Annotated in this window: 23 protein-coding genes; 16 read left to right on the top strand and 7 right to left on the bottom strand. The window is 58.5% G+C overall.

Annotated features, from left to right (window positions below):
* Positions 1–157 precede the first annotated feature (157 nt).
* From BT119_RS08705 to BT119_RS08715, 3 genes are all read left to right on the top strand, one after another.
* Positions 158–502: a zinc ribbon domain-containing protein YjdM gene (locus tag BT119_RS08705; RefSeq protein WP_032609549.1), complete on the top strand. Its 345-nt coding sequence runs from the start codon at positions 158–160 to the stop codon at positions 500–502.
* A 108-nt stretch (positions 503–610) separates the two neighbouring features.
* Positions 611–1,042: a thiol-disulfide oxidoreductase DCC family protein gene (locus BT119_RS08710; protein WP_032609522.1), complete on the top strand. Its 432-nt coding sequence runs from the start codon at positions 611–613 to the stop codon at positions 1,040–1,042.
* 268 nt (positions 1,043–1,310) lie between these two features.
* Positions 1,311–2,519: a sugar transporter gene (locus BT119_RS08715; RefSeq protein ID WP_072365389.1), complete on the top strand. Its 1,209-nt coding sequence runs from the start codon at positions 1,311–1,313 to the stop codon at positions 2,517–2,519.
* Positions 2,520–2,585: 66 nt separating this feature from the next.
* Here BT119_RS08715 and pcsA read toward each other — a convergent pair whose 3' ends face one another.
* Both pcsA and BT119_RS08725 read right to left on the bottom strand, forming a co-directional pair.
* Positions 2,586–3,305 carry a phosphatidylcholine synthase gene (gene pcsA, locus BT119_RS08720; protein WP_003433808.1) on the bottom strand — a complete coding sequence of 240 codons (720 nt, stop codon included), beginning with the start codon at positions 3,303–3,305 and terminating at the stop codon, positions 2,586–2,588.
* Between the two features lie 86 nt (positions 3,306–3,391).
* Entirely contained in the window at positions 3,392–5,404 is a 2,013-nt protein-coding gene (locus BT119_RS08725) for an alkaline phosphatase D family protein (RefSeq protein WP_072365391.1), read from the bottom strand.
* Positions 5,405–5,662: 258 nt separating this feature from the next.
* Here BT119_RS08725 and BT119_RS08730 point away from each other — a divergent pair, with 258 nt between their 5' ends.
* Positions 5,663–7,303: a methyl-accepting chemotaxis protein gene (locus tag BT119_RS08730; RefSeq protein WP_058396863.1), complete on the top strand. Its 1,641-nt coding sequence runs from the start codon at positions 5,663–5,665 to the stop codon at positions 7,301–7,303.
* A gap of 8 nt (positions 7,304–7,311) precedes the next feature.
* Here BT119_RS08730 and BT119_RS08735 read toward each other — a convergent pair whose 3' ends face one another.
* Both BT119_RS08735 and BT119_RS08740 read right to left on the bottom strand, forming a co-directional pair.
* Positions 7,312–7,749 carry a GNAT family N-acetyltransferase gene (locus BT119_RS08735; protein ID WP_072365393.1) on the bottom strand — a complete coding sequence of 146 codons (438 nt, stop codon included), beginning with the start codon at positions 7,747–7,749 and terminating at the stop codon, positions 7,312–7,314.
* An 81-nt stretch (positions 7,750–7,830) separates the two neighbouring features.
* Positions 7,831–9,024, bottom strand: a complete 1,194-nt coding sequence (locus tag BT119_RS08740; RefSeq protein ID WP_072365395.1) for a GGDEF domain-containing protein — start codon at positions 9,022–9,024, stop codon at positions 7,831–7,833.
* 303 nt (positions 9,025–9,327) lie between these two features.
* Here BT119_RS08740 and BT119_RS08745 point away from each other — a divergent pair, with 303 nt between their 5' ends.
* From BT119_RS08745 to BT119_RS08770, 6 genes are all read left to right on the top strand, one after another.
* Positions 9,328–10,641, top strand: a complete 1,314-nt coding sequence (locus BT119_RS08745) for a methyl-accepting chemotaxis protein (protein WP_072365771.1) — start codon at positions 9,328–9,330, stop codon at positions 10,639–10,641.
* A gap of 227 nt (positions 10,642–10,868) precedes the next feature.
* Positions 10,869–11,261: a PAAR domain-containing protein gene (locus BT119_RS08750; protein ID WP_371857169.1), complete on the top strand. Its 393-nt coding sequence runs from the start codon at positions 10,869–10,871 to the stop codon at positions 11,259–11,261.
* The gene (locus BT119_RS08755) at positions 11,261–11,827 is read left to right on the top strand and encodes a PAAR domain-containing protein (protein WP_072365399.1); all 567 of its coding nucleotides are present in this window, start codon (positions 11,261–11,263) and stop codon (positions 11,825–11,827) included. The genes BT119_RS08750 and BT119_RS08755 overlap by 1 nt, the downstream gene beginning before the upstream one ends.
* Positions 11,824–12,549, top strand: a complete 726-nt coding sequence (locus tag BT119_RS08760; RefSeq protein WP_072365401.1) for a VRR-NUC domain-containing protein — start codon at positions 11,824–11,826, stop codon at positions 12,547–12,549. The genes BT119_RS08755 and BT119_RS08760 overlap by 4 nt, the downstream gene beginning before the upstream one ends.
* Positions 12,550–12,558: 9 nt before the next feature.
* Complete coding sequence (locus tag BT119_RS08765; RefSeq protein WP_072365403.1) at positions 12,559–13,638, top strand: type VI immunity family protein; 1,080 nt, start codon at positions 12,559–12,561, stop codon at positions 13,636–13,638.
* Positions 13,639–13,684: 46 nt separating this feature from the next.
* Positions 13,685–14,749, top strand: a complete 1,065-nt coding sequence (locus BT119_RS08770; RefSeq protein WP_072365405.1) for a type VI immunity family protein — start codon at positions 13,685–13,687, stop codon at positions 14,747–14,749.
* A gap of 222 nt (positions 14,750–14,971) precedes the next feature.
* On the opposite strand, the gene ycaC is transcribed toward BT119_RS08770, so the two are convergent.
* The 3 genes from ycaC to BT119_RS08790 form a co-directional block, all read right to left on the bottom strand.
* On the bottom strand, positions 14,972–15,598 hold the full coding sequence (gene ycaC, locus BT119_RS08780; RefSeq protein WP_003365747.1) for an isochorismate family cysteine hydrolase YcaC: 627 nt from the start codon (positions 15,596–15,598) through the stop codon (positions 14,972–14,974).
* 154 nt (positions 15,599–15,752) lie between these two features.
* Complete coding sequence (locus BT119_RS08785) at positions 15,753–17,324, bottom strand: alkaline phosphatase D family protein (RefSeq protein WP_072365407.1); 1,572 nt, start codon at positions 17,322–17,324, stop codon at positions 15,753–15,755.
* Positions 17,321–17,884, bottom strand: a complete 564-nt coding sequence (locus BT119_RS08790; protein WP_072365409.1) for a GNAT family N-acetyltransferase — start codon at positions 17,882–17,884, stop codon at positions 17,321–17,323. The genes BT119_RS08785 and BT119_RS08790 overlap by 4 nt, the downstream gene beginning before the upstream one ends.
* Positions 17,885–18,085: 201 nt before the next feature.
* Here BT119_RS08790 and BT119_RS08795 point away from each other — a divergent pair, with 201 nt between their 5' ends.
* The 6 genes from BT119_RS08795 (at position 18,086) to BT119_RS08820 (ending at position 24,848) form a co-directional block, all read left to right on the top strand.
* The gene (locus tag BT119_RS08795; RefSeq protein WP_003380333.1) at positions 18,086–18,493 is read left to right on the top strand and encodes an ExbD/TolR family protein; all 408 of its coding nucleotides are present in this window, start codon (positions 18,086–18,088) and stop codon (positions 18,491–18,493) included.
* Positions 18,494–18,495: 2 nt separating this feature from the next.
* Positions 18,496–19,266: an energy transducer TonB family protein gene (locus tag BT119_RS08800; RefSeq protein ID WP_072365411.1), complete on the top strand. Its 771-nt coding sequence runs from the start codon at positions 18,496–18,498 to the stop codon at positions 19,264–19,266.
* A gap of 20 nt (positions 19,267–19,286) precedes the next feature.
* Positions 19,287–21,569, top strand: a complete 2,283-nt coding sequence (locus BT119_RS08805; RefSeq protein WP_072365413.1) for a TonB-dependent receptor — start codon at positions 19,287–19,289, stop codon at positions 21,567–21,569.
* A 25-nt stretch (positions 21,570–21,594) separates the two neighbouring features.
* Positions 21,595–22,245, top strand: coding sequence for a MotA/TolQ/ExbB proton channel family protein (locus BT119_RS08810; RefSeq protein WP_058396862.1), 651 nt, complete (start codon positions 21,595–21,597; stop codon positions 22,243–22,245).
* Positions 22,246–22,309: 64 nt separating this feature from the next.
* On the top strand, positions 22,310–23,566 hold the full coding sequence (locus BT119_RS08815; protein ID WP_072365415.1) for a phospholipase D-like domain-containing protein: 1,257 nt from the start codon (positions 22,310–22,312) through the stop codon (positions 23,564–23,566).
* Positions 23,567–23,645: 79 nt separating this feature from the next.
* Entirely contained in the window at positions 23,646–24,848 is a 1,203-nt protein-coding gene (locus tag BT119_RS08820; protein WP_058396860.1) for a murein transglycosylase A, read from the top strand.
* The last annotated feature ends 215 nt before the right edge of the window (positions 24,849–25,063 follow it).

Here is a 25,063-nt window from a genome sequence, read left to right on the forward strand (position 1 = left end):
AGGAGTTGCAAGACAGAGCGTGCTGTATTTTTTAGTTCAGGTCTTCGCTTCTGTCCAATGACTGAAGCAGGTTTATGACGACAGATCAGTCTCTTCCCACCTGAAACAGGAAAAGCCCTTTATAATGCATGGTTTTACCCTCCTCGATGCGAGAACCATTGTGAGCTTACCGTCCTGCCCGAAATGCAATTCCGAATACACCTACGAAGACGGCAGCCTGCTGATCTGCCCGGAATGCGCCCATGAATGGTCTGCCGACGCCGCTGGCGCCGATGCATCCGACGACGTGAAAGTCATCAAGGATTCAACGGGCAACGTGCTGCAGGACGGCGACACCGTCACGGTGATCAAGGACTTGAAAGTCAAAGGCTCCTCGCTGGTGGTCAAGGTCGGCACCAAGGTCAAGAACATCCGCCTGGTCGATGGCGACCATGACATCGATTGCAAGATCGACGGCATCGGCGCGATGAAGCTGAAGTCGGAGTTCGTCCGCAAGGTTTGATTCTGTCGGGCAATGGCTTTAGCCTGAACGCCTCGCTGGTCCTTCGACTGGCGGGGCGTTCATGTTTCCGGGCGCGCCAGGGCTGTTTTTCCTGAACAGGTGAATACTGTGCCGAGTACCCCCGCCCCGTATCTGAAACCCGATGAATGTGTCGTGCTGTTTGATGGCGTCTGCAAACTGTGCAATGGCGTGGTTAAGTTTCTGATTCGCCATGATCCGCATCAGCGTCTGCGCTTGGCCGCCGTGCAGTCGGAGCAAGGGCAGGCATTGCTGAAGTGGGCCGGGCTGCCGCTCGACGATTTTCATACCATCGCGGTCATCGTCAACAATCGGGTGTTCGTACGCTCGGATGCCTTTCTGCACATCATGGGGCTGTTGCCTGCGCCGTGGCCGCTGCTCAAAGTGCTGGGGATTTTTCCACGCTTTCTAAGGGACTGGGCGTACAACCGTATCGCGCTCAACCGATATCGACTGTTCGGGCGCTATGATCACTGCCTGTTGCCGTTGCCTGAGGACCGGCAGCGCTTCCTCGACGGCTGACGACCGGCGGTCATTTGTAAAGTCTGTTATGAGTGCACGGGTTGTGATCCACTCTGGCGGTCCGTAGAATTCGTGTCATCTGGCTCCACTCCCCATATCCACAATAATCCACTTTGCACACTGCGCCCGATTCAGAAGGTCGAGCGGAGCGTTTTTGCGTTGGTTTTTCAGTGGGGCGAGCCGCCGTTTTCCATACAGGTGTCAGGCGTGCGTGTTCACGCGTGACGATCGGCCTTCGGGTCGGAACATTTTCAGGGCGTTGTGATTCTTGATAACTTCACCTCCAAACGAGCAGGCAGGTAGCTGGCTTGGCGTATTCGCGCTGGCCTTGGCGGCCTTCATTTTCAATACCACCGAGTTCGTGCCGATCGGTCTGCTGAGTAACATCGGCCAGAGCTTCGAAATGACCCCGGCCCAGGTCGGGTTGATGCTCACGATCTATGCCTGGGTCGTGTCGCTGATGTCGTTGCCGATGATGCTGGCGACGCGCAACATCGAGCGCCGCAAGTTGCTGATGTTCGTGTTCGGCCTGTTTGTGGTCAGCCACGTGCTCTCGGCAATCTCCCCCAGCTTCGCGATCCTGCTGGTGAGTCGGGTCGGTATCGCCTTTGCACATGCGGTGTTCTGGTCGGTCACGGCGTCGCTGGCCGTGCGCATCGCGCCGCCTGGCAAGCAGGTCCAGGCGCTGGGCCTGCTGGCGACCGGTACGTCGCTGGCGATGGTGCTGGGTATTCCGCTGGGCCGCGTGCTGGGTGAAGCACTGGGCTGGCGGACTACCTTTCTGGGCATCGCCGGCATCGCTGCGCTGGTAGTCTTCCTGTTGGCTCGCGCGCTGCCTTTGCTGCCCAGCCAGAACTCCGGCTCGTTGCGCAGCCTGCCGATCCTGTTCAAGCGCCCACGGTTGATGGCTATCTACCTGCTGACGGCGATTGTGGTGACCGCTCATTTCACCGCCTACAGCTATATCGAGCCGTTCACCCAGACTGTGTCTCGACTCAGCGGCGAAATGACCACGATCCTGCTGCTGGTCTTTGGCGGTGCCGGGATCATGGGCTCGATCATCTTCAGCCTGTTCAGCGACCGCTTCCCGAACGGACTGTTGATCACCGCCATTGGTACGCTGACCGTTTGCCTGCTGATGCTGTTGCCCCTCTCCGGTGACGCCGTGACGCTCGGCACGCTGACCATTATCTGGGGCATGGCGATCATGTGCTTCGGCCTGACCCTGCAAGCGCGCGTGCTGTCGCTGGCACCCGATGCAACCGATGTGGCGATGGCGCTGTTCTCGGGCATCTTCAATATCGGTATTGGCGGCGGCGCGCTGCTCGGCAGTGTGGTCAGCAGCCATCTCGGGGTTGCCAATGTCGGTATCGTCGGCGGCCTGCTGGCTCTCGGCGGGCTGGGGTTCTGCTGCTATACAACGCATCACTTCGGCAAGGTCCGGCCAGCTGCCGAGATGCAGACCGAGAGCAAATAGGACGCGCATAAAAAAGCTCGCTGACCGCGCAATGCGTTCAGCGAGCTTTTTGGTCTGACTTGAGTGTCAGGCTTTAAGCCGACCCAGCCACTCCAGCGACGTTCTCCAGATACAAATCCCCAGGAAATACGCCGACATCGCCAGCCACAGCCCCATGACCACCGGGCCATTGTGCGGGTGGTTGATGATCAGCAGTGCGCTGGACAGCAACCATACGGTGGTCACAGCGATATTGATCGGCATGAAGCGGCGCACGCGGAACGGGTGCAGGAACTTCATGCGGGTCAGGGTCAGCAGCGCAAGAGCGATGATGGTGATGAACGTCAGCCAGGGGGCAGGTGACAGAATGTAGAGGCACAGTGCAACGACGTTCCAGGCAGCGGGGAAGCCCTGAAAGTAGTTGTCCTTGCTTTTCATGTCGACGTTGCAGAAGCAGAACAGCGACGAAACCAGAATGACCGAGACGCTCAGCAGCAGCGTGTAATCCGGTACCGGTATATAGCGGTAGATGAACAGTGCCGGGATGAACACGTAGGTCAGGTAGTCGATGACCAGATCCAGTACCGAGCCATCGAAGTGCGGCAGGACCGACGTGGTGTTGACCTTGCGAGCCAGTGAGCCGTCGACTCCATCCACGATCAGGGCCGCGCCCAGCCACAACAGGCAGGCTTTGGGTTCATTGTTGAACAAGGCAATGGTCGCCAGGAACGCAAGGACTACGCCGGTGGCGGTGAAGCCATGTGCCCCCCATGCGTTGAGTCTGGCTATGCGTTGATTGGTTATCACGGGGGCGCTCTCCAGGAAATAATGCTTGCCAGGGTGTGCCGCAACCTGACCGGTAGCAACTATCGACCCGGCAATTGCCGATAAGTTTAGCGGTGACTCTCCCTTGTTTTCCGGTTGTTTTCCATAAAGCCACGCTCTGGGTCAGATCGCTGGTCTCTGTATTCTTCCGGTTCGACGAAACAGGTAGGCGGGTCACCGTTGGCATTGAGTTGGTTGATCAGGGTCGGCTGGCCCTGTTCGTTGAACAGTACCTGCCCGACACCTGCCGAGTTCCATAAGCGTTCACCGGCCTTGCTGTGCTCGGGCGTGCGCGGAACAACCTTCATCAGGCGGCGCTTGGTGAACCAGTTAAGAGGTGAGCGGGGAGAGTATAACCAGCGATTCAGCCGATCAAAAGTGTCCAGCAGACGACGGGGGAATTCATTCTTGATACCACTGCTGGTGATTTGCCAGATATGAGGCCCGCCACTGCGCTGGCGAATCAGGATTTCGTAGACGAACGAGTAATGCACATCGCCCGACAGGATCACGTAATTGCCCGGTGTTCTGGAATGGCGAAAGATGTTCAGAATGACGTTGGCGGCGCCACGGTGCGCCATCCAGTTTTCCGCATCGACCAGCAACGGATAGCCGCACCAACTGAATATCCGTTGTATGGCCTCGATCAACTTGACGCCGAACACGGGGGCAGGTGAGACGATAATCGCTGATTTATGGTCGATCAGCTCCTGTTGCAGTTCACTGAGTGCTTCCCAGTCGAGCAGGCCGGACGGGTGGTTGAAGTTCGACTCGCTGCGCCAGCGCCGGGTGCGGGTATCCAGTACCACCAGTGCCGGGCTGGTGGGTAACACGTAATGCCATTGCTGAAACTTCAACAGCTGATCAATCAGCTGGTCCTGGGCCTGGCTGTCCAGCCAGTTGTCGTTCGACACGGCCTCGGTGCTCAGTGCGTGAGCCTGCCTGACCAGCCCGTTGAGCGCATCCGGGTTATTCCCCCAGCCCTGGCAAAGCAGATAGGCGAGCAGGGCGTTACCGATGATGCGTTTGGAGAATGGGTGGCCGTAAGCCGTTTGCTCCCAGTTCGCCGACAGGTTCCAGTCATCGGTGATGTCGTGGTCGTCGAAAATCATCATGCACGGCAGATGCGCCATCGCCCGCGCTACGCCGCCCAGGCCCTCGGCAAACGCCTCGACCACTTGCTGCTCCCTGGCGTAGCGCTCGACTTCCCCGTCTTCCAGCCGCGGCCTGCCGGGTTCGATCAGGGTCCAGGGCGTGGGTGACCAGACCAGCAGGTACATCGCCATGACTTCCGCCAGGGTAACCAGATGGTTATCCGCTGTGCTGCTGGTGAATACCGGCTTGCTGGTGCCGCCAAAAAAACGCTCGCGCAGCGTGTCGTTGCTTTTCAGGGCCGGCAGCAGGTCGGCACGCTGGTAATAGCTGGCCGGATGCGCATAGAGACGAGGGCTGTCATCGACGATGGCACCGTCGAGTCGCTCGTCGAACAACCCCAGCCGCTCAATCAGCACATGGATGGCGCGCAGCATCGGCCCGGCGACATCGTCGGCGTAGATCTGATCGCCGCTCATCATCAACAGCGCAGGGCGTTGCAGCGGCTCCTTGACGTCGGCCAGCAGACGGTCCACGCAGAGCAGACCTTCGGCCGCGCTGTGGTGCGGCTTGCGGCACGAGCCATGCAAAAGGTGATCAATGCTGCTGCGCACCACGAAGTTCGGGTAGCGGTTGCCCTCGTACAGCAGGTGCGGCGCCCACTCGGCAATGCCGCCTTCGCCTTCCACCAGCAGGTCGTACTCGATCCAGGTGTCGCGGGGCAGTTCGGCTTCCAGTTGCAGATCGACCAGGTGAATGAACGCCTGGCGCCCGACTGCGATGACCTGGCATTGCCGGTCGTCGAGTACGTAATCGTTGAAGCCCGCCGTGGGGTCATCGGTAGCGGCATGGCGCAGGCGCACGGTCAGGCGCAACGGACGAGACCCTGCCAGCCACAACACCAGGCGGCCGGCTTCCTGACGGCGCAACAGCGGGCCGGCAAGGATGGACGGTAACGAAGTGAGTTGTTCGATGGAAGAAGCAGACATCCTGACTCATGACTCTGGCGGGACACAGGCGGGAATGGTAACGCAACGGGCCTGGAAAGTTCTTGTTACACCACGCGAGCGCGTGTTTCCGGACATTGCAGGCATGCGAGGCGGCCCGCTCGACCATGTCCGTATGAAGACTTTGTTAACCGCCTGCAGAGTGCGCTGAAAATGCCGATACATGACTATGCAACAGGCATCTGAATTCCATAAAGTTTTTATGGCGTTGTGCCATATTTGCTCATGAGGGTTTCAGCTATGAAATGGTTCTACAACGCGAGGCTGTCGGCCAAGCTTTTCATGTCTTTTGCGTTATGTGCGCTTTTCACCCTAGGGGTAGGCGTAATAGGCAGTCGAGGCATCAGTGCCTTGTCCGTCAGCCTGGATAACGTGTTTACCAACAGCCTGCTGTCGGTTACAAAAACCGGCGAGGTCAAGGCCTCGGTCATTGCTCAGAACCGTGATCTTTATCGTTTATTGGCCGCCATGGCAGGCAATGCCCCGCAAAGCGTCAAGGACGATATTCTCGCGAGCATGACCGTTAACAGGACTCAGGCTGAAAAAAGCTACGCCACCTACCGGGCTACGCCGCTTGACGATGACGAGCGCGCCGCCGGTGATCAGATGGACAGAGACTGGCCTGGCTATCAGGCACTCATCGAGCAGGCCAAAGGCACTGCCCTGTCCGGTGACATTGCGGGTGCGAGAGCGATCATCGACGGCGATGTACGCAGCGGTTACCTGAAGGTCATGGATCAGCTGAACACCATCGTCAACTCCAATAATCGTCAGGCGGGGGAGGCCGCTGTCGCTTCCGACCAGACACAGGACGCTGCGCAACGAAACCTGTACATCGGCATTGGTTTGTCATTCTTGGCCGCGTTTGTGATGGGCCTGTTCATAAGTCGCGCCATCAGCACGCCAATCAATACGGCAGTGACCAATGCCCGGCGAATTGCCAGCGGTGATCTGACCCTGCCAATTACCAGCCAATATCACGACGAAGCCGGCATGATGCTGGTTGCCCTGAGCGATATGCAGGACAACCTGAAAAGCACGATCGGGCAAATATCCAGCGCTGCCGACCAGTTGGCCTCGGCCGCTGAAGAGCTGAATGCGGTGACTGAAGAAAGCAGTCGCGGTCTGATCCGTCAGAACGATGAGATTCAGCAGGCCGCTACGGCGGTGAACGAGATGACCGCTGCGGTCGAAGAGGTCGCGCGTAACGCCATGTCGACGTCGGAAGCGTCCCGACAGACCAGCACCGACGCGGCTGCCGGTCGTGATCAGGCCCGTGATGCCGTGAATGCGATCAATACCGTCAGTGCCGAGATCAGCAGTTCGACCACGATGGTCGAAGAACTCGCCGGACGCGTTCGTGAGATCGGGCAGGTGCTGGACGTGATCCGTGGGATCGCCGAGCAGACCAACCTGCTGGCCCTCAACGCCGCCATCGAGGCTGCGCGTGCAGGCGAGCAGGGGCGCGGCTTCGCTGTGGTAGCGGACGAAGTACGGGCGCTGGCCGCTCGAACCCAGGCATCCACTGGCGAAATCGAAACCATGATCGGCAGTGTCCAGGCCAGTGCCGATCAGGCCGTGCGGGCCATGGGCAACAGCCGCACGCTGGCCAGCAACACGCAAACCCTGGCTCAGGCCACGGGGCAGTCGCTGGAGCGCATTGCGCAGAGCATCGCCGAGATCAACGACCGCAACATGTTGATTGCGACGGCCTCCGAAGAGCAGTCCCACGTTGCGCGCGAAGTGGATCGCAACCTGGTCAACATTCAGGACCTTTCCACCCAGACCGCCGCAGGTGCGCACCAGACCAGCGCTTCAAGCCAGGAGCTGTCGCGTCTGGCCATTTCCTTCAACAATCTGGTAGGCAAGTTCAAGGTCTGACGCAAGCATCAGGCCTTTGTGTTCGGCAGGCGCTTCTGGAAAAAGAAGCGCTTGTTGCCAGGCGGATAGTCGTCAATCTGGCCGAACTCGGTGTAACCGTGGCGACGATAGAAGTCGGGGGCCTGGAAGTCGAAGGTGTCCAGCCAGATTCCCGTGCAGCCCTTTTCAACCGCCAGATCCTCGGCCATCTGCATCAGACGCGAGCCCATGCCTTGCCCACGGGCTTGTTCCGGCACGACCAGCAGCTCGATGAACAGCCACTCATAAAGAATACGAGCGTGCAGGCCGCCGAGGACTTCCCGGGTTTGATCATCGCGAATGAACATCGCCACTTTCCCGGACTTGCCGTCGCCCGCCTGCTCGGCGTTGAACCGTTTCAGTGGTTCCAGAATCGCCAGACGATCCTCTTCCGTAGGGTTGGTGTTGACGTCAATGTGAATGCTCATGCGATGGCTCCCAGCCTTGGTGTGCGCCGAGATTAAAGTGGCAGGGGCGTGGCGTAAAGCAGGATCCTGCGGTGTTTCATTTCACGCAAAGCACACGCAATTACGTCCGGCGCGCTTGGCCGCGTAGAGGGCATTGTCAGCCGCACCAATCAGGTTCTCGGCGCTGGTCAGGGGCGCTGTCGCACACGCCACGCCGAGGCTGATGGTGACCAGCGCGTTTTCGCCCAGCACCGGGTGCGGCAATTTAAGCTCGGCAACAGCGCTCTGCAGGGCCGCGGCCACTTCTCTGGCCTGCACGGCATCGCCGATCATCAGCACCAGAACCTCTTCGCCGCCGAACCGGAACGCCACAGCGCCATGCTCATGCGCGCTTTGCTGGATTTTCTGACAAAGCAATCTGAGGCAGGTATCGCCTTGCGGGTGCCCGTAGTTGTCGTTGTAGGATTTGAAGTGGTCGATGTCCAGCAGGATGATCGCCACGTTCGCCGGCGTATTGCGAGCGTGCTCCCAGACGGAGGTCATCACTTCATCCTGGTAGTGTCGATTGAACAGCCGGGTCAGCCCATCGGTACGCGCGAACTCCATCAATTGCACTTGAAGCAGGCGCCCGCGGAGCGCAAACAGGTAGCTCATGCGGCTTGCCCGCTCCAGAAAGTAGGAGGCCATCAGCAGCAGTGCTACCGTCGAGACGAACAACACGGCGTTGGCCTGCCAGATCACGAAGTCGGCGAAGTCGGCAATGTAGGTAGTCACCAACTGGATGATCAGCATGCATGACATGGCGACAGCGGCATGACGCAACGGCAATTGCTGGATCATGGTGCAGTAGACCATGATCAACAGCATGCCGAGTTGATAAAAGATCTGATAAGGGCTGTCGCTGTGAATCATGACCAGCAATGGCATGAGCGAGCACACGACCGTGGCGAATGCAGCGATGGTTTCCATCGCCCAGCGCGTGGTAACGCGTTGAGCCAGTATCAATAGCGCGATAAACATCGGCGTCATCAGGCACAGACGGCCCACGGCTACATAGAAAAACACATCCCGCAGTATCAACCAGTCACTGATCAGGAACAGGTTGTAGATCAGACTGCCGCCAATCCCTACCGCCGTCAGGAACTCGCGCCGCGGTAGCCGGGTTTCTTCCTGATAGCGTTGCTCAAGAACACGGCTGAAGCGTAACGAGCCAACACCTGAAGTGATCGTCTGCTCGACCTCGGCAAGGAGTTGCGCATCGTCAAGATTGGGACGTTCAAGGGCAGAAACAAGCATGTGACACCGGGACATTAACATCGAGAGACATAGGACATCACAGGTGATGTCTTAGTGCCATCAATGTATCGTGCCGCCAGTCCAAAGTCGACCGATGGTGGCTAACGGCGTGCCTTGGGTGACAAATGGCCGCGGGCTGTCATCGCTGAGAACATCTCGCAGCAATGCGCGAGATGGCCTTGAGACGGTCGTTTCTTCTGTCGCAAACGCCCTGTAATTCATCCTGCCACCATCAGACGAAATGCCTTAATCCCGTCTACGCTTGTGTCGATATATACGTACAACCTCACTATGGGTGCCGTCATGTTCAACGCTCGCTTGAAAAAGGAATTACAGGCACAAAAGGCCGAGTTATCCATGTACCGGCAGATGCAGAAAGGGATGGATGCGCAAATGGTCTGTCTGACTCTGGACGCCAGCCACCACATCGTCCACGCCAATGAAAACTTTCTCAATGCGCTTGGCTATTCGCTGGAGCAACTGCAGGGCAAGGATCTCGATCACTTGGTGCCTACTTACGTCAAACAGCTGGATTGCTACCGCAGTCTCAAAGTGGCGGTGCAGAAGGGCGAGTCGGTCATCGACAGGTACCGTTTTCTGCATGCCGATGGCCGGCTGGTGTGGATTCGCGCCCTCTGGCAGCCAGTGCTGGATGAGCAAGGCAGGCTGATGACGTTGCAATGCTACGGTTCGGACATCACCCAGATCGTCGAAACGGCTGCCGAGAACTCCGCGTTCATCCAGGCGCTGTTACGCTCGACCGCCGTGATCGAGTTCGACCTCAGCGGCCAGGTATTGACCGCCAACGATCAGTTCCTGCGCGGAATGGGTTATAACCTGGCGCAGATCAAGGGCAAGCATCACAGCATCTTCTGTGATCCTGCGGAAACCTCTCAGGCGTCGTACCGGGAATTCTGGGCGATGCTCAACCGTGGCGAGTTCGTGGCCGGGCGCTTCAAGCGTATCGACAGCAACGGGCGTGAGGTCTGGCTGGAAGCAACCTACAACCCGGTCCACGATGCTCAGGGCAAACTTTACAAGGTGGTCAAGTTCGCCACGATGGTGACCGACCAGGTGGCCCGCGAAGAAGAAGTCAGTCAGGCCGCCAGCGTGGCGTTTGAAATCTCCCAGCAGACCGACGTCAGCGCCCAGCGCGGCGCGGACGTGGTGCAAAACACTGTAAAGACCATGCGCAAGATCTCCGAAGAGATGCAGTCAGCCTCCTCGGGCATCGAAGCGCTGGGCAAACAGTCATTGCTGATCAATTCCATCGTGCAGACCATTGGTGGGATTGCCCAGCAAACCAACCTGCTGGCGCTCAACGCCGCCATCGAGGCCGCACGTGCCGGTGAGCAGGGCCGGGGCTTTGCCGTGGTGGCTGACGAAGTCCGCCAACTGGCAGGCCGCACCAGCGCCGCGACCGAAGAAATCGTCAGCGTCGTGCAGCAAAACCAGTCGCTGGCCGATGAGGCAGTACGCGGCATGGCCAACAGCCGCACCCAGGCGGAGCAGGGCCTGGTGCTGGCCAACGAGGCCGGTGCCGTGATCGTCGAGATTCAGGAAGGAGCCAAACAGGTCGTGGGCGCCGTGGGGCGGTTTGCCAATCAGTTGAAGTAGCGCCCTCTGAGCACCGAGACTTCATTTCAATGGTTGCGTATTAATGGACGAAAAGGCTTTTTCTCGACCCCGGCGGAAAAGCCTTTTCTGTTGTGTAGGGATTTTCCTACAATTATTTCGCTCAGCACGACACGTTCTCATCTGACGCCAAACCGCTAGCGTGATGCCTGTTTGCTTGGCAAAATCCCTTGCATAGACCATAACTGCAGGGAGCAACCATGAACGGCATGGAAATCGATGGAAAACGCCTGGCCGACGAGTACATAGCGAAAGTCGCGATCAAACCCGTTAAAAAGCGCTTTCCGGTCGCAAGCGAAAGCTCTACCACGCAACGTGGTGGCCGCATCGTCGCCACCAGCAACATGCAAACGACGGGCGGGCGCGTGGCGCTGGTGGGAGACCTTGCGCATTACCCCGATGGCAGCCAGTCACGCATTGTGTCTGGTGTTGGCCCTGCAATGCACCATGAAGGTCATCAAGTCGCTTTGGTCGGTAGCGTTTTTGAAAATGGCGACGTCATCACCGGTCCCGATCACAGCGGTATGGTCGTCGTGGAGTATGCCGACGAGTCGGCGGCTCCAGGCCTTCACGATCCTGTTTCGCCAACGGGAGCATGCTGATGCAGCCTCTTATCGTGGTTGGCGATATGACTTCCCACGGTGGCGTCGTTTTATCGGGCGCCCCCACTATGTTGATCGATGGCAAGAATTGCGCGCGTGTGGGCGATATGGTGACGTGCCCGCGTTGTAAAGGGGTGTTCCCGATCACCGAGGGCGATCCCAGCCTCATCGAAGACGGTAAGGCCATTGCTTATCACGGCTGCCGGGTTGCCTGCGGCGCGATGCTTTATTCCAGCCAGGTGAGCACCATGACCGACCCTTCCAGCGGAGGGGCATCGGGTGTTCAGGGAGGCCTGATCGATGGATTTGGCCGCATCAGTCCCGGCCTGATGGCGGGTTATCAGGATGAGCCGCTGGATTCATCCGCGAAGATCTTTCGCGGTCGCTTTCAAGTGCTGGATGCAGCGACTGGCAAGCCCATCGCCGGCCAGCCAGTGCGTGTGCGCTCGAGCGGCGGCCAGCACCTGACCGGCAGTACCGATGACGAAGGTTTCACCCAATGGGTCGAACGCGACGCCGACGAAGCGCTGGCGTTTGACCTTATTGATGAGTCGGGCCAATCATGAGCGATCCTATAAAACCCGGTGCGCCATTGGCCAGCGGTGGAATGTCCACAGAGGGCACCACCACGCCGGTGAAGATCAACAAGCCCGAACTGGACTTCACTGACAAGAAAGTACTGTGTTCGGCAATCTGCAAATGCAAGAGCACGCCAGGCATCGGCAAGGATGGACGCTCGCTCAAACAGTCCTGCGTCTCCGGCCAGCTCAAAGCGCTCGACGGTATCCTCAAGCACCGCAGCCCTTACAAACCGGAGGTCAACTACGACATGACCCGACAACCGCCGGCGCCGATTATGGACCGGAGCGTGGAAACCAAGGGGCACGACTGGCTGCCCGGCTGGATAAAAAAATGGTGGGATGCGCCGGATGATCAGGGCTCCCGGCGACCGCCATTCACCGCCGGTGAAGGCATGGTTCGGCGGCCTGACGTGGTGATCGTCAACGATCCGACCAAGCCTCCAACGCAGGACAATATCAAGCAGGTTGTGGAGATAAAGTTTCCGCCGGATTCTTGGAGTAAAGAGCAGCAAACAGATTATGAACGAATTGCTGGAGGGGCGGAAAAACTGGAGAAGTTAGAACCGAGCGATTGTGATTGCAATCAATCAGAGCCCAACCATTCCAAGATACCTGTTGAACAGCTCGGTACAGCTGCCATGCTTGCCGGCGTTCTATACATGCTGCTGGTTAGACGTCCGATGCCCGGGCCAGTCCCTGCGTACTAAGGATCCCATATGACCGATTTACCGTTCGACCCGATTCAGTTGATGCGCGAGCATCCCGAGAAGATGCGTGTCCCTGGAGGGTTGTTGACCAAACAAGGGCCGCAAGATTACATCGGCAGCGTGCCTGCGATCACCGGTACGTTGTTCTTCAATGATGCTCACCTGCCTGAAGTACGCGAGGCCATCTGTTCATGCTTCGACGAATATGAGGCCCTCGCCAAGGAACATCTAAGTTGGCTGTGGCGCGAAGAGCCACCTGAGGGACCGAATAAGATAGCCAAGGCCAAGGCCAAGCCTATGCGCGATATGGTGAAGCGCATGACTGAAAACGATCTTTTCAGTTTTGGTTATACCAGCGGCGAGCAACCACACGACGCTGGCGATTGGGAGTTTCAAGTCTATGGACTGCGTGGCTGGAAAGCTAGGATGGGAACTTGGGGGCTATGCTCTCTACGTTTCAGTATGCCGATGCTCCACGTCGAAAATAACCCAACTGCTTTTCAGGCTATGTTTGTGAGCTTCGCCGCAAGATTAAAAGCTGTTCACGGCTACGGCGGACTTGGGCTTGTTCTCTCTCTAGTGCGTAGCGACAACAACGAGCCCTTTGAGGCGTATCTCTCGGAGCGATTAAATGGACTCGATGTTGGAGGGCCAATTGATATTTGCCGAGCGGCCGCAAGCGGTATAAAGACCGTATCCTGGCTTACTGCGCTCAACTACAAAATGATTGAAAAAGTGGGCGGGGTAGATGAAATACAAGCCGAGCTACCTATAGACTGGTTCGCGCTTTATGACTATGGCTCGGGATTGGTCATTCAGGCTGGGCCAAAACCTGAAGCAGCGCCCATTGATCAGCCGAAGCCTGCTCGATTGGTTCTCCCAAACATGATGTTTAAAAATGTCAGGATGCCGCAGATAGGTAGTTTGCATCGTAACTCCAGTGTTGGCGAACCGCGCATCACCGGCTGGTCTGCCGAGCAATGGCTCAAACGCTTCGATATCGAAGAGGATGAGCTGATGGCTTACAAAGCCAGACTGTTAGATGAGCCCAGGCTGACCAAGGCCACTACGTTGCCGGATCGCTTGTGATGTCACTTGCTCATTATCCTTTGGTGCAGGACAGCAAGGACTCGATATGATTGATCTTCTGTCCGATCCGGTTCAGTTGATGCGCGAGCATCCCGAGAAGATGCGTGTCCCAGGAGGGTTGTTGACCAAACAAGGGCCGCAGGATTACATCGGCAGTGTGCCTGCGATCACCGGTACATTGTTCTTCAATGATGCTCACCTGCCTGAAGTGCGCGAGGCCATCTGTTCATGTTTTGACGAATATGAGGCCCTCGCCAAGGAGCACATGACCTGGCTGTGGCGCGAGGAGCCGCCAGATGGGCCAGACAAATTCGCTTACGCCAAGGCTCCGTCCATGCGCACAATGGTGAAGCGCATGAAAGAGAACGATATGACGGCGTTCTGTTACACCAGCGGAAAACAAGCTCATGACGCTGGTGACTGGGAGTTTTATATTTCTGGGCTTCGTGGCTGGGAAGCGAAGATGGGTAGTTGGGGCGCATCCGTTTTGCGCTTCAGTGTTCCATTACTGTACGTCGAAGAGAACCCAATCGCTTTCGTAAGTTTTGCCAGACGCTTGAAGGCTATCCATGGCTACGGTGGTCATGGGCTCGTGTTGTCTGCAGTACGCGTAAGCGACAACCAGCCTTTCGAAGCAATGCTTGCGGATAAGTTAAATGGCTTGGATGTAGGGCGACCACTTGGTGCATCCGAGACAGCCGACAAGGGTATCAAGACCGTCTCATGGCTGACGGCCTTGAGCAACGAATGGTTAGAAAAGATAGGCGGGATAGGTGAGATCCAGGCCGAACTACCGATGGACTGGTTTGCACTCTATGACTACGGTTCAGGGCTGGTCATCCAGTCCGGACCGATACCTGAAGCCGCGCCGACCGATCAGCCAAAGCCCGCCCGATTGGTGCTTCCCAACAGGCTGCTCAAGGCAATTCGTGCCCCCAAGGTCAGTCTGCACAACCCTTCCAAGAACGGCGAGCCACGCATCACCGGCTGGTCTGCCGAGCAATGGCTCAAACGCTTCGATATCGAAGAGGATGAGCTGATGGCTTACAAAGCCAGACTGCTGGATGAGCCCAGGCTGACCAAGGCCACTACGTTGCCGGATCGCTTGTGACATCGTCGGGCCAAGCAGGGTAATTATCGTTCCAACGCTCTGCGTAGGAATGCCTTTCGTGACGCTCCGCGTCACACATTTATGACGCGCCGTGCGTTCAAGATCGGACGCAGAGCGTCCAGAACTACATTCCCACGCTGGAGCGTGCGGAACGATAATCCGAACTATCGTGCCGTGGATTCGACATGGCATACCCGCGTCGAACCCCATTAGCGACAGCCTCTACCGAGCAGTCAGCGCCGAATAGCTGTTCATCAGGTTGCGGTAGTTCGGGATGCGCTCGGACAGCAGGTTACCCAGTCCTTCGATATCGTTACGCCAGTCGCCCTGCAGCTCACAGGCCACCGAGAACCAGTTCATCAGTTGCGCACCTGCCTGCGTCATGCGCGACCACGCGGCTTGTTGAACCGTGGTGTTGAAGGTGCCGGAGGCATCGGTGACCACGAATACTTCAAACCCTTCAGCCAATGCCGACAGGGTCGGAAAGGTCACGCACACATCGGTCACTACCCCGGCAATGATCAACTGTTTTCGGCCGGTCGCCTTGATGGCCTTTACAAAGTCTTCGTTATCCCACGCGTTGATCTGACCCGGCCGGGCAATGTACGGCGCATCGGGAAACATTGCCTTGAGTTCCGGAACCAGCGGGCCGTTGGGGCCTTGTTCAAAACTGGTGGTGAGAATGGTCGGCAGTTCGAAGAAGCGGGCCAGGTCAGCCAGGGCCAGAATATTGTTCTTGAACTCGTTCGGCGAGAAGTCCTGCACCAGCGAGATCAGGCCTGTCTGATGATCGATCAGCAAAACGATGGCGTCATCTTTGTTCAGGCGGTTGTAGGTGGTGTGGGTCATGGTCAAGTCCTTTCGTTTGGGTAGGTGAGGTCTGGCGTGCAACATGGGCTCAGGTTAGTAGCTCACCGGAAAGGGAAAAAGCGCCTGAAGCGGGTTTTACTGTCTCTTCACAGTGGACAATTTTGTCCACAATATGGCCAATCCAAAACGTCGCCTACCCGGCAACAGCCCCCGCCTTGCCAGCCTCCACCACAAAACGCTTCAGCGTTGACACGCTCGCCGCAGGGTCCAGCACATCCGACACCACTTGAAAGCGGGTCTGCATATGCTGTTCGTTCAGGTCCACTGCCACATAGCCGCGCTGACGGCTGTCGAAAAACTTCACGTGTGGGTTGAGGCCGAGAATGCTGTTGAAGGCGTCGAACGGTGGTCCGCTGGAGGTTACCGAGGTGCCGACGAATTCGGTGGCGACGATGGCTGATTCCGGATTGCCTGCCTCGGCGTGCAGGTCGGTGGTCCAGAACGAATGGATATCGCCACCCCAGAACACCGGGTTGCGGGTCTGGTGGCGTTGCAGGGATGCCAGCACGCGCTCGCGGGTCGCCGCGTAGCCGTCCCAGCCGTCGGTCCAGTGGCCCAGCGCCTGGGTCTTGAGATTGCGCTGTTCCAGTGGAGCGACCAGCAAGTCCTGGGCAATGACATTCCATTGTCCAGGTGATTCAGCGAAGCTGCGGTCCAGCCAGGCTTCCTGTTCCCAGCCGAGCATGGTGCGTTTGGGGTCACTCAGATCCGGACAGTCGCTGGGCGCTACGTAGCCTCGACGGCTGCCGTTGGCCTGGATGCACGCCTGTTCGGAACGATACTGCCGACCGTCCAGCACATGAAAGCGTGCCAGGCGGCCATAGTCCAGGTTCCGGTAAATACGCATGTCCGGTCCTTTGGGCAGGCTGCTGGCGCGCAAGGGCATGTGCTCGTAAAACGCTTGATAAGCGGCGGCTCTGCGACGTAGAAAACTGTCCACCGGAACGTTCGGGTCCTGGGACCACTGCGCGGCGTAGTCATTCTGTACTTCGTGATCATCCCAGGTGGCCACGCTCGGCGCACAGGCATGCAGCGCTTGCAGGTCGGGGTCGGTCTTGTACTGAGCGTAGCGATTACGATAGCCCGCCAGGTCCATGGGGTCAGGTGTAGCGTGGTGACGCGGGAACCGAGGGTTTTCCGGGGATATGTTCATCTCATAAATGTAGTCGCCAAGAAAGAACACCAGATCCGGGCGCTCTGCCGCCAGGTGTCGATAGGCGCTGAAATACCCGGCCTCCCAGTGCGAACACGACACGAAGCCGAACCGCGCCGAGACCATGGCACTTGCCAGCGGAGCAGTACAGGCCTGCCCGACAGCGCTTTGCGCCCCCAGGCTCTCGAACTGATACCAATACGGGCGTCCAGGCTGCAAGCCGCTCACTTCAACATGCACCGAATGGGCAAGGCGCGGATGGGCGGTGGCCTGTCCTGTGCGGACTACGTGAAGCATGGCCGCATCGCTGGCGATCTTCCAGCGCACCTCAACGGGTTTGTTCAGTCCGCCATCACCCGAGGGCGTCATCACCTTGGGCGCCAGACGTGTCCATACCACGAAGCCATCCGGCAACGGATCGCCAGATGCCACGCCGAGCGTGAATGGATAATCGACCCCCGCGCTGCGCGCAAATGGGCTGAGGATCGACAGCAATGTTGCACCGGCGACTCCGGTAATGATGCGTCGACGATCCGGATTGAAATCGGTCATGACGTGGCCTCCGACGATGGGTATTCCGAGCGCAACAGTCCGAACAGCAACATGTTCTTGAACACACCGTTTTTCAGAAATGCCTCTCTGGTACAGCCCTCATACGATAACCCGCACTTCTCCAGGACCCTGGCGCTGGCCGGGTTGTCGCTGAAGCACTGGCCGGCGATGCGGTTGAGGTTCATGTCCGTGAAGCCATGCCTCAGCAAGCCTTGAGCCGCTTCGCAGGCGTAACCCTGATTTTGATAGTGCGTTCCTGTCCAGTAACCCAGATGGCCGCTGCGATGCGGCATCGAAAGGCGTAGCGAGACGATCCCGGTCAGCTCTCCGGTTTCCTGAATGTGAACCCCGATGCTCAACATCTGACCGGCGGTGTATTGGTCGTGGGTCTGTGCAATGAATGCCCGCGCATGCTCAAGGGTGTAGGGGCTGGGCAGTGCAGAAGTCATGGCCGCAATCGTCGGCTCGTCGGCCAGGCGTGACAAGGTGAGTGCCTGTTCAGGCTGCAACGCGGCGAGCAGCAGACGCGAGGTTCTGATAGTGGGCAGCGGGTGACTCATCCGTATTTTCCGTCGGGTTGAATGCTCAAACGCTGGCGCGTTGTTATGGCATTTCCGTGACGGCCTCAAGAATCATTTAAGTGCCATGAGATGTACAGGTAACAGCCATGTAACAGTCATGTATCGGTCTTGTAAAACCAACCGATCGGTCATGTTCGGTTGCTAGATTCTCGGCCTCTAACAAGAAAGCGAGAGGCTGGCATGAGAACGTGGGACGAACCTAAAAAGCGCAAGGCGCACATCGAACTGATCCCCATGATCGACGTGATGATGTTCCTGCTGGTTTTTTTCGTGTTGGTAAGCCTGAACGTGATTCCGGCGCTGGGGATGAAAACCCAGCTGCCGAGTGCCAGCAGTTCGCAGCAACTGAAACCGCAGAACAAATCGATCCTGACTCTGGGGCTCAACGGCGAATTACAGCTCGACGGCAAGGCGACCACGGTCGACGCCCTGGTGCCTGCCTTGAAAGCGCTGGAAAAGCCCGACACTAAAACCACGATCATCGTTAACAGTGACAAGGGCGTGGAAGTCGCTCGTCTGGTCGAGATCATGGACACCCTGCGTCTGGGTGGTTTCACGTCAGTCTCCATCGCCACGCGCAAATCCTGACCATGTATTTCTATTTCCTGTTTCGTGTACGTCAGTGGCTTGGTGGCCTGCCTGCTCTGGTGGCGCTCATCGCAATCGTGATTGGTGTACAGACCCGTCCTCTGAAAATGGAGCCGGTCTACGACGAATCTGCCGTCGAGCTGGCGCTGGTCGAGCCCGAGCAGCCCGCCCCTGAGCCATTGACGCAGCCCGAACCGCCTCCGGTACAACCTGACGAGCCGCCACCTCCGCCGCCTGTAGTCGAAAGCGAAGAGGCCGAACCGGCGCCACCTCCACCGCCGCCCAAGCCCGTTCCCAAGCCAAAACCCAAGCCGGAGATCAAGCGAGAACCAAGGCCTAAGCCCTTGCCCAAACCGGCAGTGGCAAAACCCGTCGAGCCGGTTCAGGCACCCAGCAAGCCGATCGCCAGCGCCCCGGTTGCGCCGCCGTCACCGCCTGCGCCACCCGCACCGCCGAAGGTCGACACCCAGGGTATGGAAGGTGGCTACCTCAAAGGGCTACGCAGTGAGCTGGACGGTTACAAACAATACCCGACTGGCCGTCAGGCCTCACTGGAGCGTCCGAGTGGCGAGGTTGTGGTGTGGTTATTGGTCGACCGCCAGGGGCGAGTGCTGGACTCCGGCATTCAGACCCAGGCCTCCAGCATGCTGCTCAACCGCGCAGCCGCCAACAGTCTGCGACGCATCAAGCAGGTCAAGCCGTTTCCCGAGCAAGCCTTTGGTGGACGCAGCGAACAGCGCTTCACCGCCACCTTCAACTACAGCGTGCAATAGCACTGACAAGGAACAGAGTGATGAAGTTTTCCAGAATTCACCTTGCGTTGGTCGCCGCGGGCATGAGTCACGGCATGGTTATGGCCGACTCGAGTGGCAGTGATGTCGGCACCATTGGTGTGCAAGGCAAGGCGACGGTTGGGGGTGGCTACATGGTGCAGGAGGAGAGCATCAAGGCGCGTTCCACTGTCACCAAGGAAGCGCTCGACAAGCAGACGGCGACCGGGAATGCGATCGATAAGCTCAAGTACACACCGGGCCTGAATATCTCCAGCGAAGACGCCACAGGTCTTTCTGGTTTCAAATTCACCATGCGCGGGCTCAACTCCGATCAGGTCGGCATGTCGGTGGACGGTATGCCGATCAACGATTCCGGTAACTACGCGCTGTATTCCAATCTGCTGGGGGATCCGGAAAACATCGATCAGATTTTCGTGACTCAAGGCTCTGCCGAAAGTGATGGCCCGCACATCGGTTCCAGCGGCGGCAACATCGGTATCGTCACCATCCGGCCCACCAAGGAAACCGGCGCATTCGTCAAGCAGGTGGCGGGCAGCAACGGCACTTACAAGACCTTCGCGCGACTCAAAACCGGAGAGATCAACGGGCTGAGCAACTGGCTGTCGATGTCTCACACCGAAGGTCAGAAATGGCGCGGCGATGGCGCGGTGCGTGCCGACAAGGTTGAGTGGAACAGTTTCTTCGACATGGGCTCGGGCAATACCGCCAACCTGATCCTCAAGTACCACGAGCAGGACAACAACAGCTACAGCCAGCTCACCAAGAGTCAGTTCCAGCAGAACGGGCGCAAGTTTGACCCTTATCCTTCGACGCCAGCGCTGGGCAGCAACGGTAAATTGTCCAGCTACTACGAGTTGGCGCAGAACCCTTTCCAGACGTTCACCGGCGTGCTCAATACCCAATTCAAACTGGCCGACAACCTGTCTCTTTCCGTCATCCCCTATTATTTCTGGGGTAATGGCAGCGGCGTGAACAGTTCTTCCTATGCGCTCAACCGAGGTTCGAACCAGAACGGTGTGTTCGACCTGAGCAACCTGCCGACGGCGGCGGCTTATAACGCAGACGGATCATCGACCACTGGCGTTTATTACCGGCCGTCGCGCACCCAGACGTGGCGTCCGGGGATCACCACCAAGTTGAACTGGGACGTCAACGACGAACACAGCGTACAGGTCGGCTACTGGTATGAACGCGCGCGACAGTCGCAGACTCAGCCTTTCATCCGCCTGAAGAGCAATGGCAAGCCTGAAAGCATCCAGCCGGATTCGGACTACATGGTCGATGCCAACGGCAACGAGATCCAGGGCCGTGACCGTTATACCGTGACGCCTGCCCAAAAAGTCTGGGCTCAGGACACCTGGTATTTCGCCCCGGACTGGACGCTGGTCGGCGGCCTGGCCTACATGAATGTCGAGCGCGAAGGCACCAACCACGGCAGCCTGACCGAGCGGCCGGAAAAACGGGACCAGACCTACAACAAGCTGTTGCCGAACGTCGGCCTCAAATACCAGCTGGATGAGCGCGACCAGTTGTTCTACAGCCTGTCACGCAACATGCGCGTGCCGCAGAACTACGTTCTGTATGACCCGGGCACCGGCTCCATCGACAGCAAGCCAGAAACCAGCTGGAACCACGAACTGGGCTGGCGCTACACCGAACAGGACATGACGCTGGCGGCCACGCTGTTCTACCTGCAGTTCAAGGACCGGCAGGTGTCATCAAAAGATATCAACGGCGACTTTGCCGACATCAACGCCGGTGCAGTCGACAACAGCGGGCTGGAACTGGAGTGGAGTGGCTTGCTGCCGCACCATTTCAATTACTACACCTCGTACACCTACACCCGCGCCAAACAGAAAGATGACCTGACCGTCTTCAATAACGGCACCGCCATTGAGCTGCCCACCAGTGGCAAGCAATTTACCAACGTGCCGAAGAACATGCTGGCCGCCAACATCGGCTACGACGACGGCAGTTATTACGGGACCTTTGGCGCCAAGCTCACCAGCAAGCTGTATGGCGACCTGACCAACGACGAAAGCATTCCGGGGCGCACCATCTTCAATCTGGGCGCGGGGATCTACCTTCCGGTGGACAAGAAAATCGTCAAGGACGCCACTCTGCGTCTGAACGTCGACAACCTGTTCGACAAGGAATACCTGGACGGCGTGTACACCACCAAAACCAACGCGGGCACTTACAGCGGTTTCCGCGACGGCGACCCGGCCTACATCGTCGGGGTCGAGCGTACCGTTACCGTTTCTCTTGAAGCCAATTTCTAATCTTCATTGACCAGAGGTCCGTGCCATGGACATGAATCAGCTTCACGACATCACGTTCTATGTGATGTACGCCGCCATCGCGATAGCGATCTTTGTCGCGATCGAACGAGGCATCTACTTTGCTTACGTGCGTCGCCAGTCGCGGGCGCTGCAAACGTCACTCGGTGCTTCGGTGCACAGTGAAAAGGATCTGCCGGAGACGCTGACACGCCGGACCAGCCTGCCGCTGGAAATGGTCCTGCCGGTGCTGGCGCAAAAAAATGCGCAGGGCTCGCGCAGGGATCTGGATGATGTCATCGAAACCCAGTACCTGAGCACTCGCGCACCGCTGGCCCGCAGCCTCTGGCTGATCGAAACCATTACTACCGCTGCGCCACTGTTGGGCTTGTTGGGGACGATTCTGGGTATCATCGATACCTTCAAGGCCCTGGCCAGTGCCGGGGTATCCGATCCCGGGCAGATTTCCGCCGGTATCGGTACAGCGCTGTTCGCGACTGGGCTGGGTATCGCCATTGCCTTGTTCTGCGTGGTCTTTCACAACTACTTTCAGGACAGCCTGGAACGCATCAACGACCAACTCAAGATCCTGCTGATCCGCGCTTCCAGCGGAGCACGTGTGCATGACGAAGCCGAGCATCCGGCTGCTTCGGCTCAACCGAAATACCGGACGGCCTGATCCACCTGGCGGCGCGTGCCTATGGTATGCGCCATCTTGTCTGTGTCTGGCGATGAGGTTCGCAATGCCCTATTACCCTTCGTATCGTCGACTGTCCCTGAGCTACCGCGCCGTGATCGCAGCGTTACTGCTGGGCAGTTCGTGCGCGCAGGCAGATTTCGCCATTCCGGGTTTCGAGCTGGTCCACACCGTACCGGTCGGGTCTGACCTGCAGACGCCTGACCTGCGAGCACCCGACGAGGTCTGGCGGGAGCTGTTTGACGGGGCTCGCGAGCGTATCGACATCGAACAGTTCTATGTCGCAGACCACGCAGGCTCGGTCATGGACAAGGTGCTTGAAAGCCTGACGGCAGCCGGGCAGCGCGGAGTGAAAATCCGTTTTCTGCTGGAAGAAAAAGGCCTGAAACTTTCCGACCCGCAGACCCTTGAACGACTGCGCGCCATTCCCAATCTCACCCTGCGCGTACTGCCCTACGCAAAGCTCACGGGCAGCGGCATCATTCACGCCAAGTTTCTGGTCGTGGATGGCCGACAGGCGTTCATCGGCAGTCAGAACTTCGATTGGCGCTCACTGGAGCACATCCACGAAACCGGCCTGCGCATTGACGAGCCGACCATCGTGGGCCAGACGCAGGCCATATTCGATCAGGACTGGCTTGCCCAGGCTGCCATTACCGAGGGCAAACCGGCTCCCGTGCCGCACCCGATCGATAGCCCATCGCCCAACGGCAACTACCTGACCGCCAGCCCGCAGCGCTATAACCCGCCAGGGGTCGTCGACTCCCAGGCCGAACTGCCGCGTTTGCTGGCGCAAGCCAAAAGCGAGGTTCGTGTCCAGTTGCTGGATTACGCGCCTCTGTCCTACGGGCCCGACAAAACCCGGCCTTACTATGCGGTCATCGATAATGCCCTGCGCAGCGCGGCCGCCCGCGGCGTGTCGATTAAGCTCATGGTGTCCGACTGGAACACCGGCATGCCCGAAGTCGCCTACCTCAAGAGTCTGGCGCTGGTGCCCAACGTGCAGGTGCGCGTCGTCACATTGCCGATGGCGGCTCAGGGTTTTATCCCCTATGCACGCGTGATCCACAGCAAGACCATGGATATTGATGATCAGGTGGCCTGGGTAGGCACCAGCAACTGGCTGGGCGGCTACCTCGACAACTCGCGCAATCTTGAAGTGGTGATGCACGACGGCTCGATGGCCAAACGCATCGGCCAACTGCACGAGCAGCTTTGGGACGGGCCATACGCCAAGCCCATCGACATCAATCGCGACTATCCGGAGCCGCATCCGGGCCAGTTGAATGCAGCTCCCCACTAGGTCTCAACGCCCGCTTCAGCCACAATGACACCTTTCACCCACCAGCCTGCTGCGGGCTGTAAAAGGATTGGTGCTACTGATGATGCTCTCTTTCAAACCATGGTTGCGGAGCCTGGCGCTGGTTTTGCCACTGGCTGCGTTGCTGACCGCGTGTGACAAGTCCGACAAGCCGGTGACGCCGCCTGCGGCGCCGCACACCACTTATGGCCAGGCCGGCTGGGACGCGTTGCCAGCGGTGTCCGACGCGGATTTGCAGGCCGGTTTTGCCTCTTGGCGCAGCGCCTGTGTTCGTTTGAAAGCCGATGCGGTGTGGGGGCCGACGTGTGCGGCGGCGGTGAGTCTCGCGGCCGCACCGGATGCGGCGCAGATCCGCACCTTTTTGCAGGAGCAGTTGCAGGTCTACAGCCTGCGCGCCGATGGAGGCAGTGCCGATGGTTTGATCACCGGCTATTACGAGCCTGTTTATCCGGGCAGCCTGACCCAGACCACCACCGCCAATGTGCCGGTTTATGGCATCCCGGACGATCTGATCGTGGTCAATCTGGACAGCATTTACCCCGAGCTCAAAGGCAAGCGGCTGCGCGGTCGGCTTGAGGGGAGGGTGCTCAAGCCTTACGACGACGCTGCGACGATCAGCGCGCAAGGCTTGAACGCGCCGGTGATTGCCTGGCTGACCGACCCGATGGATCTGCAGTTCCTGCAAATTCAGGGCTCGGGGCGCGTGAGTCTGGAGGATGGCTCGCAGCTGCGTCTGGGCTACGCCGATCAGAACGGTCGCCCGTATCGCGCGATTGGTCGCTGGCTGGTAGAGCAGGGTCAGTTGAAGAAGGAAGACGTGACCATGGGCAGTATCGCCGCCTGGGCCAAGGCTCATCCGGAGCGTATCAGCGAGCTGCTGGCGAGCAATCCCAGCTACGTGTTTTTCGTCCGTAACCCCGACAGCAACGAAGGCCCGCGCGGCTCGTTGAATGTGCCGCTGACCCCCGGTTACAGCGTGGCCATCGATCGCAAGGTGATTCCGCTGGGCAGTCTGCTCTGGCTCTCCACGACGCGGCCGGATGGCAGCAGCGTGGTCCGTCCGGTCGCGGCGCAGGACACGGGCGGTGCGATTGCCGGTGAGGTACGCGCCGACCTGTTCTGGGGGACCGGCGATGAGGCGGGCAAGCTGGCTGGCGACATGAAGCAGAAAGGCAATATCTGGCTGCTGTGGCCCAAGGGCATGCCACTGCCTCAGTCCGCAGAAACAGCTCCTGCAACAACCCCGGCTCCTGCCAGCCACTGACATCCTCTCACCTCGATAGCTACCGTCCTGCTCAATGGACAGGTAGCTATCTTTTCGCACCCCGTTTTCCTTCCAAACGCATTTGAAACAGCCAAATGCACGGTTTTTCAACGCCAGAAATATGTCAAGAAAAGAACAATTTACCGTTCATCGGTAAATTGTGGACGACATATATCGGTTTCTTGACACTGTCATAATGACATTACACATTGGTA

The organism is Pseudomonas sp. NFACC10-1 (genome assembly GCF_900119195.1).
Lineage (GTDB): Bacteria > Pseudomonadota > Gammaproteobacteria > Pseudomonadales > Pseudomonadaceae > Aquipseudomonas > Aquipseudomonas cerasi.

Excerpts from the sequence above, each read along its gene's own strand:
- BT119_RS08765 (WP_072365403.1), top strand. The coding sequence starts at position 12,559 with ATGACCGATTTACCGTTCGACCCGATTCAGTTGATGCGCGAGCATCCC.
- BT119_RS08730 (WP_058396863.1), top strand. The coding sequence starts at position 5,663 with ATGAAATGGTTCTACAACGCGAGGCTGTCGGCCAAGCTTTTCATGTCT.
- BT119_RS08790 (WP_072365409.1), bottom strand. The coding sequence starts at position 17,884 with ATGAGTCACCCGCTGCCCACTATCAGAACCTCGCGTCTGCTGCTCGCC.
- ycaC (WP_003365747.1), bottom strand. The coding sequence starts at position 15,598 with ATGACCCACACCACCTACAACCGCCTGAACAAAGATGACGCCATCGTT.
- BT119_RS08820 (WP_058396860.1), top strand. The coding sequence starts at position 23,646 with ATGATGCTCTCTTTCAAACCATGGTTGCGGAGCCTGGCGCTGGTTTTG.
- BT119_RS08815 (WP_072365415.1), top strand. The coding sequence starts at position 22,310 with ATGCCCTATTACCCTTCGTATCGTCGACTGTCCCTGAGCTACCGCGCC.
- BT119_RS08770 (WP_072365405.1), top strand. The coding sequence starts at position 13,685 with ATGATTGATCTTCTGTCCGATCCGGTTCAGTTGATGCGCGAGCATCCC.
- BT119_RS08785 (WP_072365407.1), bottom strand. The coding sequence starts at position 17,324 with ATGACCGATTTCAATCCGGATCGTCGACGCATCATTACCGGAGTCGCC.
- BT119_RS08795 (WP_003380333.1), top strand. The coding sequence starts at position 18,086 with ATGAGAACGTGGGACGAACCTAAAAAGCGCAAGGCGCACATCGAACTG.
- BT119_RS08805 (WP_072365413.1), top strand. The coding sequence starts at position 19,287 with ATGAAGTTTTCCAGAATTCACCTTGCGTTGGTCGCCGCGGGCATGAGT.
- BT119_RS08760 (WP_072365401.1), top strand. The coding sequence starts at position 11,824 with ATGAGCGATCCTATAAAACCCGGTGCGCCATTGGCCAGCGGTGGAATG.
- BT119_RS08725 (WP_072365391.1), bottom strand. The coding sequence starts at position 5,404 with ATGTCTGCTTCTTCCATCGAACAACTCACTTCGTTACCGTCCATCCTT.
- BT119_RS08810 (WP_058396862.1), top strand. The coding sequence starts at position 21,595 with ATGGACATGAATCAGCTTCACGACATCACGTTCTATGTGATGTACGCC.
- BT119_RS08800 (WP_072365411.1), top strand. The coding sequence starts at position 18,496 with ATGTATTTCTATTTCCTGTTTCGTGTACGTCAGTGGCTTGGTGGCCTG.
- BT119_RS08755 (WP_072365399.1), top strand. The coding sequence starts at position 11,261 with ATGCAGCCTCTTATCGTGGTTGGCGATATGACTTCCCACGGTGGCGTC.
- BT119_RS08745 (WP_072365771.1), top strand. The coding sequence starts at position 9,328 with ATGTTCAACGCTCGCTTGAAAAAGGAATTACAGGCACAAAAGGCCGAG.
- BT119_RS08740 (WP_072365395.1), bottom strand. The coding sequence starts at position 9,024 with ATGCTTGTTTCTGCCCTTGAACGTCCCAATCTTGACGATGCGCAACTC.
- BT119_RS08735 (WP_072365393.1), bottom strand. The coding sequence starts at position 7,749 with ATGAGCATTCACATTGACGTCAACACCAACCCTACGGAAGAGGATCGT.
- BT119_RS08750 (WP_371857169.1), top strand. The coding sequence starts at position 10,869 with ATGGAAATCGATGGAAAACGCCTGGCCGACGAGTACATAGCGAAAGTC.